Here is a 10,363-nt window from a genome sequence, read left to right as displayed (position 1 = left end):
CGCGACAATCAGGATGAGAACGACGACCTTGCCAGCGACAATCAAAACAGGCACTGATCGACGCGCCGCGACAATCACATTCTCATCCTGATTGACGCGCAATCCTCATCCAGTTTGTCGCGCTACAAGGTAGCCTTCGTCGTGCCGGAGGCAATCCCAGCTGAATACTCGGTAAGAAAGGTGCTCAAGTCGGTCGTATCGGTTGTTGCCATTCGCGGGCTTTTTGAACGCACGCGTTGCAGCGCTGCGGCAAAGTCATCAGGGCCTTCCGCGAACTCGATCAAGCCCCTTTCGGCAAAGGCCTTTGTGATCTCGCTCTGATGGTCATCGTAGTGTTCACCCCGCGCGAACGTGCGGGGTATCGCGATCACCCGACAGCCCTGTCGCAATGCCGTGATCAATGAACCTGTTCCACCATGGCAGACCACGATATCCGCCTTGCCCAGGATTGCCTGAATCGTCTCGAACGGAAGGGTCTCGTGAAATTCGGTGTCAGGAGGACAAGATGGGCGAAGCCCGCCTTCTCCAACTTGCATCACCACACGCTCCGGAAGCAATCCGGATTGCTTGGCGCCAGCAACCAGTTCAACCAGGCGGTCGAACTTCAGCGTGGCCCCGACCGTGGCGAACACCAGCGGCTCTTTGGCCGGGCGCGGTGCGTCAAGATATCTGAAGGGATCAAACAGCAGGGAACCAGACCACTTACGCGCTGATTCCGGTGACTGGGCAATCCGGACATGGGCCAGCGGCCCTCCCAGTCTGGCAAATGCCGACGGCGCGTGAAACCGGGCGAAGCTATCGATCAGGACAATCCTTGCTCCGTACAACCGCGCCCACAGAATGGTGAAGAACATCGAACCAGCGCCGGTCGTGATGACAATTCGGGGACAATGGCGCCGTACGATTCGCCAGGAAGACCAGCAATTGCGGACAGCCGCGACCAACATCTTCCCCGGCGCGCCCAGCTTGGCCTGACCAAGTGCGACATGCTCGACAAATTCGGCGGGGTGCTTTTCGGCGATCGAGTGACCAAGCGCGGTTGGCTCGGTCACGAACAGGTAATCACCATAAGCCTTCCAAAACGGCTCGAGATCCAGGATCTGCCGAACGTGCCCTCCCCCCGACGCCGCGAGGAAGAGCTTTGCGCACCGTTTGTCCGCTACCATTTCCCCCATGTGCCTTTCGCTACGTCATCATAAACCCTGCGACGAAGCTACATTGCGCCGCAACATCAGCCGCCCCAGACATCCGTCGTAAGCGGACGGCCACAAGTTAAGGGAGCACAAGGCAATAAACCATAACCTGTTTGCCAAAGACCATTTATTCAGGTCGAACGTTCCCAGGCGATCCACACCCGGAACATCCCCCTCCCCGATCTTCGCAGCCGCAATATACTGGACAAGCCCCAAGCGACACCCTAATCTTCCCCATGCTGGATGCGGCAGCCGTCCCGGAAACCAGATGTCAACAGTTTGTTGGATAGACCAGCGTCATCCACGGCTGGTGCCACCAGCAGCCCCCCGGCCTGCCTGAATGAGAGTTGGTGTTGCGTGGATTTGGTATCAATTCTGCATCGACCCAGGCCAGGCCAGCGATGTGTTGATAGAGGGGGCAATGCCACGTCGCACCCGCCGTCCCGTGAATTCCATCCTTGGATACAGGACCGGTCAGGCCGCATTCACGCCAAGGCCCCGAGGATACCCATCGCGCTGATGCGGCACATCCGGACAGGTTTTTTGTGACCGAACCTCATTCTCCAACACTGTCGAGGGTGCTGTCTGGCGACCTCTGCACCGGGTGCGGACTTTGCGCGGGCCTGAGCGGTGGTGCGGTCAGCATGACCGTGGAGGCTCCCGGTTATGCTCGTCCCAGACAGATCGCGCCTCTCGATAAGCGGACGGAGCAAGCCATTGCGACCGCCTGCCCAGGCACAACCATATCGAGCTGGCCCGACGCTCCGTATGTTCACGAGTACTGGGGACCGTGGATAAAGACCGTCACAGCCCATGCGACCGACCAGCGGGTCCGCTTTGCCGGGTCGTCGGGTGGCATGGTCACCGCCCTGGCGATCCATGCCCTTGAGACCGGAATGGTGTCGCGCGTACTCCATATCGAGGCCGACCCGGATCACCCCACCCGCAATGTTCTCACCTGGTCCGAAACTGCTGATGCCCTGATCGCGGGCGCCGGCTCGCGCTACGCCTCCTCGTCTCCGCTGGCGGATATCGATACGGCGCTCGCCACGGAAGGGCGATTTCTCTTTATCGGCAAGCCCTGCGACGTCTCTGCACTGCGTCAGTTGGCTAAGTCGGATCCGCGCGTGGATCAAAAGGTTCCACTCATGCTGTCGTTCTTCTGCGCGGGGGTCCCGAGCCACGCCGGCGCAGATGCGGTGATCCTTGACATGGGACTGGATCCCACCGCGGTGACCCGTTTCCGTTATCGCGGCAACGGTTGGCCCGGTCTGACTGTGGCGGAGACGGCTGACGGGGCCCGCGGCGAGATGCGATATGCGGACAGCTGGGGCCGGCACTTGTCGCCCCGGGTCCAGGCACGTTGCAAGATTTGTCCCGATGGGGTCGGCGGGGTCGCGGATTTGGCCTGCGCCGATGCGTGGTATGGCGGCGAAACAGGATACCCTCAGTTCGAGGAGCAGGAAGGACGCAGCCTTACCATGGCGCGAACCCCTGCCGGCGCAGCACTTCTCGCTGCAGCCGAACAGGCAGGCCGGGTCGTGAGCAGTCCGCTGGAGGTCGATCAGATCGATCTGATGCAACCAGGGCAGGTCCGCAGAAAAAGGGCCCTGCGCGCACGGATTGCCGGGCTGCGCCTGATCGGGAAACCCGTCCCTGTCATGCAGGGGCTGTACGTCACCCAAGCCGGCCGCCGAGCGCCGCGGCGCGAGAGCTTTCGCAACTTCGTCGGCATAATCCGCCGCAGGATCAGGCGATGATCATGCGAACTCAGTTGCTTATGCGTAAATGCATACAACCAACTGGCGTGGCTCCGGCTCAGTTTGGCGATGGCATCGCACCGTTTGCCAAGACCAGTCCAACTAGAACGAGTAAGCAAACGTGACCCGAACCGTCAAAATGCTCGGACTGACGCTAATCGTCCTTTTGTCTGCTTGCGAGCCTAAGGAACCCACCGGTCAGGTCATTGCTACAGTGGCTGGACGGGAGATCACGGCGAGCGAGCTGCAGCAGGAAATGGCCTCCAGCGCTGCTGGCGGGTTGTCGCGTGATCAAGCGCTCGACGCTCTGATTTCTCGGAAGATTCTCACTGATGCCGCGAACGAGGCCAAGATTGACAAGCTGCCGTCGACCTTGTTGATGCAGGCCCGGGCACGCGATCTGGTGCTGATCTCGGAACTGAACCGCAGAATCCATGATTCGGCCCCCCAGCCGGACGATGCCGAGGTCAAGGATTTCGTTGCCGACCATCCTGCCAGCTATGCGAAGCGGCGCGTCTTTATCCTGGATCAGTTCGTAGTCACAGATCCCACGCGAACGCAGCAGTTGATCCGGCAGTTGCTGCCGCTTAAGACGCTCGACGAAGTAAGGGTCCTGCTTGACAATCTGGCCATTTCCTATGCCCAGACCGTCGGCACGGTTGATGCCCTGACCATCGATCCGGACCAGGCGGAAAAGATAGCAGCATTGCCGCCGGGCGAAGTGATCGTCAGCCCGTCAAGTCAGGGACTGCGCATCAGTCGCATTCGGGAGACGGTCACGCTGCCCCTCCCAGAACGGGACGCCTTGCGAATTGCTCGCCAGACGATCTGGGAAAAGCGGGCTGGAACAATTACGAACGCGAAAATCAACCAACTGATCGCCGCCGGCAAGAAAGAAGTTCGCTACAACCCAGCCTATCAACCGAAGAGGCAATAGGCTATCCGCAGCCGGAGCATGAACTGAAACAGCCCGGCGATTGACCATTCATGGTTGGGCAACCCGGAAACCAGGTCGAGCGGGTGAGAAGAAGGAACGGACATGACGGTCGCTAAGCGGGCAAGATGCAAGAGGGTGCTTTTGGGATGCGTCGTCGCCTCGGCTGGCATGGTCCCGTCGATTGCTCTGGCACAGTCAGCACCCGGTTCGGCCTCGCGCCAGCCAGGCCCGGCACTGCGGGCCGGACTTGACGCGACCTATTTCTCGAACATGACCCGGTCGAGCGAGGCGGAGGCCGCCGCGCGGGGCCTAAGCCAATCGGATGTTCGGATCACTCCCAAGGTGGATTTGGACATCATCAAGCGCATAGCTGGACGGCATACGGCCACTCTGGCGGGCAGCGTGGGCTACGACATCAACATGCGCAACACCCGGCTCAATCGCGAACGGGTGTCCCTTGACGCCGGTCTGGACCTTGACCTGCCGGTTTGCGACACCGGGTTCGAGGCGAATTTTGCTCGTCGACAGAGCGATCTTGGCGACTTTCCGGGCAACGATCCCGAATCCGGCAAGAATGCCGAAACCTTTCTGGGCGGTTCGGCCCGGGTGACCTGTGGCTCGGTCGGCGGGCTACGCCCGACCGCTGCCGTACGCTACCAGACTGCAACCAACACACTCGCCTCCCGCACGTTCAATGACCACGATGTCCTGAGTTACACCGGTGGCCTGATGTACCAGTCCGTTGCCCTGGGCGAGGTGACCGGGCTGGTGCGGCGCACCGAAGTGCGGTTCCCGAACCAGCCCCTGGCGGGGGGCAGCGCCAGCGGATTCGATTCCACGGCCTATGGTGTGGCATTCTCGCGCAATATCGGCGCGCGACTATCGGCCAATGCCGAACTGACTTATGCGGCGCTGGACAGCAGGCTGGGAGGCACCCCGGGGTTCCGGGGCATGAACTGGGACGTGTCCGCAAAGCTGCTCGTCGGATCGCGCCTGGAGTTAACCGCAAACACATCGCGGTTGCTATCGACCTCGCTGTTGATCCCATCCAACTACAACATCAGCTCGACCTACTCATGGGCAGGGCGATATGCCTTGACCGGGCGGGTTAATCTCGAGGCGGGATACACTCATCTCTATCGGCGTTTCATCGGTCCAACACGGGTCATCGGAACGCCCCTCACCCGTGACCTTCGTGACACGGGCTACATCGGCGCAAGGTACTCGGTAAACCGACGGATCGCCCTCCGCCTGCGCGCCACGCGGGATCAACGTACAGGGGGTGGCCCTGCCTACGATTTTGTCGACTATAGGGCGCTCTCGAGCATCGACGTGTCGCTGTGAGGCCAGGGATCAAGGGACTAAGCCTATGACTTTTCTGCGAGCCTTCTTCCGTACGATGGTTGCCGTGGTCGCCGCGACCATCATGGCCGTTCCCGCTCAGGCGCAGACCAGTATCTCTCCCCAGCCGGTGGCGGCTGCAGCAGACCCCCGGGCGGCTGCGGTGTCGCTTAACAACGGCTACAAGGTCGGTATTGGCGACGTACTGGAAGTGAGCGTGCTTGGCCGTGATGAGTATCGCGCCCGCGTCCAGGTTCAGTCTGACGGGACAATCCTCCTCCCCTACATCAACTCCGTCCAGGCTTCGAACAAGACCATCCTGGAACTGCGGGATGCCGTCCAGAAGGCATTGGAATCCGGTGGCTTCTACACCAAGCCAGCGGTCAGCGTGGTGGTCACCACATTCGCAAGCCGTTACGTTGTCGTGCTCGGCGAGGTCGCCACCCCCGGAATCGTTCCCATCGACCGTGCCTACCGTTTGTCTGAAATCATTGCCCGCGCAGGCGGGCTGAGAACTGCTGGAGCCGATGCCATAACCCTGACGCCGGAGGGCGGAGCGCCAGTCCAGCTTTCGCTGCGCGATGCCGCAACCGGCGGGGCCGACAAGGATCCGATCGTCAATCCGGGGGACAAGGTGTTCGTCGCCCCCCCCAAGACCTTCTACATCTATGGGCAGGTCAATGCGCCGGGCACCTATCCCATCGACCGTGGCATGAACGTACCCAAGGCGCTTGCGCGGGGCGGCGGACTGACCGCGCTGGGCTCTGAAGGCCGGGTCAAGGTGATCCGAGACGGCAAGGAACTGAAGAAGTTCGATCCGAATGCGCCGATCCAAGATGGTGACGTCATCGTGGTCGGCGAGCGCTTCTTCTAAGGGAGACCGGGAATGGGTTTGATCCAATATGCCCGGATGATGTGGGCGCGACGGACGCTGATCATCTTTTCCACGCTCGGCGCGTTTGTCGTGGCATTGACGGTCAGTCTGTCATTGCCGCCGGTCTACGAGGCGACCTCGCGGATCATGATCAATATCCTGCGGCCCGATCCTGTAACCGGCCAGGCGTTCAATGCCCAGGCGGCGAAAGCCTTCCTCAATGCCCAGACCGAACTCATTCGCGATTACCGCGTGGCCGGCAAAGTCGTCGATGTCTTCGGCTGGACCAGCAACCCCCAGATCGCGGAGGAATACCGTTCGCGTTCGAAGGACGATCGCCGCGATTTCCGGCGTTGGCTGGCCCAAAGAATCATCGACAACACCCGCGTGAGCCTGGTCGACAACAGCAACATTCTGGAGATCACCTATCGCGCCAACTCGGCCAACACGGCCAGAATGGCGGCGGATACCATTCGTGATGCCTATGTGGAGCAGACCCTCGCGTTCCGGCGCGAAGACACCGCCAAGACGGCCGAATGGTTCAAGGCCCAAGCGCAGAAGCTGAGCGGGGACCTTGCCAATGCCGAACGGCGAAAGGCCGAATTCGAACAGAAGAACGGGATCGTTTTGCAGGAAAACAACACGGACATCGAATCCGAAAAGCTGAAGGCGATTGCTTCTGCTGCGTCGATGCCCGTTCCCTCGTTGAACCTGCCGAGCATGCCGAACCCGGCCGTGGCGCAACTCGCTCAGATTGATGCTCAGATCGCGCAGATGTCTGAACAACTGGGTCCCAACCATCCGCAACTGGTTGCCATGAAACAGCAACGCGCAGCCATTGCCCGCGCCGCGGCATCGGCACCGCGCGGTGGGGGCGGATCTGGTGGCGGAGCGGCTTCAACCGCCGCAATGCTCGATGCGCAGACCAGGAAAGTGCTGGCCCAACGCGGGCTCGTCGGCGAGGCACAGCGTCTTGCCACCGAGATCACCTTGCTCAAGGATCAGTACCAGAAGGTAGCTGCGCGCAGTGCCGAGTTGGAGCAGCAGGCACAGTCGAGCGAGACCGGAGTGACCCTGCTGGGTGGCGCAGTGTCGCCCGATGCCCCGATATCGCCCAACCGGCTGCTGATCGCCCTGGGTGGTGTTGCAGGTGGCCTGGCCATCGGTCTGGCTTTGGCCCTCGGCCTCGAGTTTGCCGACCGCAGGGTCCGCGGGATAGAGGATCTGGACTTCCCCGATCTTCCGTTCGTCGCCGCGATGGGCTCAAGCAAGCTGGATCGGCCTGCCCGCAGTTTTTGGTATTGGCTGGGTATCGGCCAGAAAAATCTCGAAAGTTCGCCTGCATGACTGACATCACCCACGATGACGACGGGCTGGTGGATACCACCGCGGCGACACTCGCGTGCAGCGAGGACCAGGCGGTGTCATCGGACCTTGGGTCTGACCCAGGCTACAACTTCTCGTCGGATGTCTACATCCTGTCTCGCCCGCGCAGCCCGCAGGCTGAGAGCATCAGCGAACTCAGGGCCCAGCTGAATTCGCAGCATATCCGGGATGGCCGTCGGTCGGTTGCAATCTGTGCCGCGACCAGTGGTGTGGGCTCAACCTTTCTTTCGGTAAATCTGGCGGTTGCCATGGCATTGGCCGGCAAGCGAACGCTGCTGATCGATGCCAACCTGCGTTCTCCGGGCGTCCACAAGTACATAACGCCACCCGGGCCGGCTCATGGCTTGATCAACCACCTGTTGGACGACCCCGATTCAGACGGAATCGTTGTCCACTCGGATATCATCCCCAATCTGTCGGTCATCTACGCGGGAACCGGAGAAGGTGTTCCGCAGGAACTGGTCGCAGGGCGCCGCTTCAGCGAGGTGATCAACAAGGGCATGCGCAGCCACGAATTCACCGTGGTTGACACCCCCCCCGCCAACGAATTTTCGGACTACCTCGGGATTTCCGTTATCGCCGGTTATGCCTTGCTGGTCGCTCGCAAGGATCTGACGCGGGTAGCCGATCTCAAGACCGTCGCCGGTATGCTCCTCGCCGATCGTGTACGCCTCGTGGGCGCTTTCATGAATGTGTTCTAGGCCGGACAGTGGACCTCGCAACCGCAGGCACAGGGTTTAGACTGCGCGACATTGCTACCGCAATTGGCCCGCGTTGGCCCCTGATGGCTGGACTGCTGGTGCTTGCCATCCCGACGGTGATGGCTCTTGCCCGTTCGTCGTGGTCAGGTGACCTGGGCAGTCACGGCCCTCTCGTACTGGCAACCGGTCTTTGGCTGCTGTGGCACTGCCGGGACGAGATGTGTGCGCGTCGGACACCGGCCCGGAACCGGCTGCTGGCAGCCTTTCTGGTCACGACACTGGCCATCTACCTTGTTGGGCAGATATTCGATTTCCTTAGTGTGCAGGGATGGGGCATGCTGGGCGTGGGCACGGTGGTGCTCTATCGGATCTACGGTTCCGGTGGGCTCCGGGTTGCGGCCCTACCCCTGGCCTACCTCGCGTTCGCCGTGCCGCCACCAGGGTGGATAATCGACTATCTGACCTTTCCGTTGCAGCAGGCGATTTCGCAGGCCGTGGCCATGATCCTGGCAGCCATCGGATATCCGGTCGCGCATCAGGGGGTCGCGATCTTCATCGGCACCTACCAACTGATGGTGGAAAATGCCTGCTCTGGCATGAATTCGATTGTCGGGCTTACCGCCCTGACCATTTTCTACATCTATACGCTGCACCGGGCTTCCTGGCGCTATGCGCTGGTGCTGGTCTTCATGATCGTGCCGATCGCGATGTTGGTGAACCTCCTGCGGGTGCTTGGCCTGGTCCTGCTGACCTATCATCAGGGTGATGCCACCGCGCAGGGCTTTATGCACCTGACCACCGGGATAATCCTCTTTGCCTGCGGTTTGGGCCTTATTTTTCTGATCGACAAGGTGTTTCAGCGGGTTATCAAGCGGCAGGAAGGGGGAACGTGATCGAGCGTCGCGACCTTCTGATTGGTGGAGCCTGCTTTGCGGCCGTGGGATTGGGCGCCGCGCTGCGACCCAGCCGACGCCTGTCGTTGCTCAGTGCGGCCAAGCTTGGCCCGTTGATCCCCCGTCGGGTGGGGCGCTGGCAGGCGCGAAACACAGCCGAACTGATCGTCCCGCAGATCCCTGGCAGCCTCGCCGACCGGCTCTACAGCGAAACAGTGGCGCAAATCTACGAACCGATTGATCGCGCCGGACCGGCCATCATGCTGCTGATTGCGTACGGGGCCACTCAGAGCGACCTGCTTCAACTGCACCGTCCGGAAAGCTGCTATCCGGCCCTGGGCTTTGCCCTGGAGGAACGGCACTTCACCAACCTTTCGCTCCCTGCCGATGATCCGGTCCCGGCCGTTGCACTAACGGCCACCACCAGCACCCGGACCGAAGACATCGTCTACTGGACCAGGCTGGGAGAGTATCTGCCACGCACGGCAGCGGAGCAGCGGCTGGCCAGGTTCAGGACCGCTCTCAATGGAGTCGTGGCCGACGGTGTCCTTGTCAGGGCCTCGCTGCTGAGGAACAGGGATGGACCAGCCCAGTTCAAGGTGCTGGCCGGGTTCCTGACCGACCTGGTCAAGGCCATGCCAGCAGCCGACCGCAAGGTTCTGGTCGGAACGAGCCGGGCCAAGCGAATGTATAAAGGCTGACAAGTTGGCGAGGACGGCCGGCGAAACGGCCAGTCATCTTCCCGCGCGCACGCCAATCAGGTCCGTGACTGGCGGATTTCAGCGCAGGCTTGCAGGAATGCCCCGGTCCGCTCTTCCGTCAAGGGATTCTGCAGGAAATCACCCAGTTCACGGAGGTTCGCCAAGTCAAACTCCCACCAACGACTCTGTTCAAGGGCGTTCTGGACGGGCTCGGGATATCTCGGCCTGAGCACCCGGCCAGGCACCCCCACCACGATTGCGTAAGGAGGGACATCCTTCGTCACCACGGCACCAGCCGAAATGACCGCTCCGTTGCCGATCGACCTACAGGCCGACAAAATGGTCACTCGATCCCCTATCCACACACCATGGCCAATCGTAAGGGAATTATCCTCATTGGCCGGGATGGTGTCTGCTGGGACGTTCCCCAGCTTCGCATTGTAGAATAAGGTGCGAATTCCGGGGTGAAGCCGCCCCCCATTCCGAGGAATTCCCGCCCGGGATTCCGAACTGATCCCGCCCACCGTTCCGATTAATTCCCGCCCACCCTGGATGGGGTGATGGGCCTGATCGTTGG

At 61.2% G+C, this 10,363-nt stretch carries 10 protein-coding genes; 8 read left to right on the top strand and 2 right to left on the bottom strand.

What is annotated here, in order from left to right:
• Positions 1–122 precede the first annotated feature (122 nt).
• Positions 123–1,166 (bottom strand): beta-1,4-glucuronosyltransferase WelK, encoded by a 1,044-nt coding sequence (gene welK, locus H7F49_RS18380; RefSeq protein ID WP_235982332.1) that lies wholly within the window; start codon positions 1,164–1,166, stop codon positions 123–125.
• A 671-nt stretch (positions 1,167–1,837) separates the two neighbouring features.
• Between welK and H7F49_RS18375 the strand changes: the two genes are divergently transcribed.
• The 8 genes from H7F49_RS18375 to epsI all read left to right on the top strand — a co-directional run bounded on the left by H7F49_RS18375 (position 1,838) and on the right by epsI (position 9,786).
• The gene (locus H7F49_RS18375) at positions 1,838–2,953 is read left to right on the top strand and encodes a Coenzyme F420 hydrogenase/dehydrogenase, beta subunit C-terminal domain (protein WP_185685022.1); all 1,116 of its coding nucleotides are present in this window, start codon (positions 1,838–1,840) and stop codon (positions 2,951–2,953) included.
• Between the two features lie 121 nt (positions 2,954–3,074).
• The gene (locus H7F49_RS18370) at positions 3,075–3,890 is read left to right on the top strand and encodes a peptidyl-prolyl cis-trans isomerase (RefSeq protein ID WP_185685021.1); all 816 of its coding nucleotides are present in this window, start codon (positions 3,075–3,077) and stop codon (positions 3,888–3,890) included.
• Positions 3,891–3,992: 102 nt separating this feature from the next.
• On the top strand, positions 3,993–5,234 hold the full coding sequence (locus H7F49_RS18365; RefSeq protein ID WP_185685020.1) for a porin family protein: 1,242 nt from the start codon (positions 3,993–3,995) through the stop codon (positions 5,232–5,234).
• A 25-nt stretch (positions 5,235–5,259) separates the two neighbouring features.
• Complete coding sequence (locus H7F49_RS18360; RefSeq protein WP_185685019.1) at positions 5,260–6,105, top strand: SLBB domain-containing protein; 846 nt, start codon at positions 5,260–5,262, stop codon at positions 6,103–6,105.
• 12 nt (positions 6,106–6,117) lie between these two features.
• Positions 6,118–7,452, top strand: coding sequence for a GumC family protein (locus H7F49_RS18355; protein ID WP_185685018.1), 1,335 nt, complete (start codon positions 6,118–6,120; stop codon positions 7,450–7,452).
• Positions 7,449–8,192, top strand: coding sequence for a CpsD/CapB family tyrosine-protein kinase (locus tag H7F49_RS18350; RefSeq protein ID WP_185685017.1), 744 nt, complete (start codon positions 7,449–7,451; stop codon positions 8,190–8,192). The genes H7F49_RS18355 and H7F49_RS18350 overlap by 4 nt, the downstream gene beginning before the upstream one ends.
• 83 nt (positions 8,193–8,275) lie before the next feature.
• A complete protein-coding gene (gene xrtV / locus H7F49_RS18345; protein ID WP_185685016.1) occupies positions 8,276–9,085 on the top strand; it encodes an exosortase V in 810 nt (269 codons plus the stop codon).
• Positions 9,082–9,786 (top strand): exosortase-associated protein EpsI, V-type, encoded by a 705-nt coding sequence (epsI, locus tag H7F49_RS18340; protein WP_185685015.1) that lies wholly within the window; start codon positions 9,082–9,084, stop codon positions 9,784–9,786. Before xrtV ends, epsI begins: the two co-directional genes overlap by 4 nt.
• 56 nt (positions 9,787–9,842) lie before the next feature.
• Here the strand turns inward: epsI and H7F49_RS19385 are convergent.
• Positions 9,843–10,363, bottom strand: a 521-nt coding sequence (locus H7F49_RS19385) for a CatB-related O-acetyltransferase (RefSeq protein WP_214647904.1), incomplete at its 5' end; no start/stop codon positions are given.

It is taken from the genome of Novosphingobium aerophilum, from assembly GCF_014230305.1.
Classification (GTDB): Bacteria; Pseudomonadota; Alphaproteobacteria; order Sphingomonadales; family Sphingomonadaceae; genus Novosphingobium; species Novosphingobium aerophilum.
Note: the sequence above shows the minus strand (reverse complement) of the source record. Positions and strands in the feature narration are given on the sequence as shown.

Excerpts from the sequence above, each read along its gene's own strand:
- welK (WP_235982332.1), bottom strand. The coding sequence starts at position 1,166 with ATGGTAGCGGACAAACGGTGCGCAAAGCTCTTCCTCGCGGCGTCGGGG.
- H7F49_RS18365 (WP_185685020.1), top strand. The coding sequence starts at position 3,993 with ATGACGGTCGCTAAGCGGGCAAGATGCAAGAGGGTGCTTTTGGGATGC.
- H7F49_RS18350 (WP_185685017.1), top strand. The coding sequence starts at position 7,449 with ATGACTGACATCACCCACGATGACGACGGGCTGGTGGATACCACCGCG.
- H7F49_RS18360 (WP_185685019.1), top strand. The coding sequence starts at position 5,260 with ATGACTTTTCTGCGAGCCTTCTTCCGTACGATGGTTGCCGTGGTCGCC.
- H7F49_RS18375 (WP_185685022.1), top strand. The coding sequence starts at position 1,838 with ATGACCGTGGAGGCTCCCGGTTATGCTCGTCCCAGACAGATCGCGCCT.
- xrtV (WP_185685016.1), top strand. The coding sequence starts at position 8,276 with ATGGCTGGACTGCTGGTGCTTGCCATCCCGACGGTGATGGCTCTTGCC.
- H7F49_RS18355 (WP_185685018.1), top strand. The coding sequence starts at position 6,118 with ATGGGTTTGATCCAATATGCCCGGATGATGTGGGCGCGACGGACGCTG.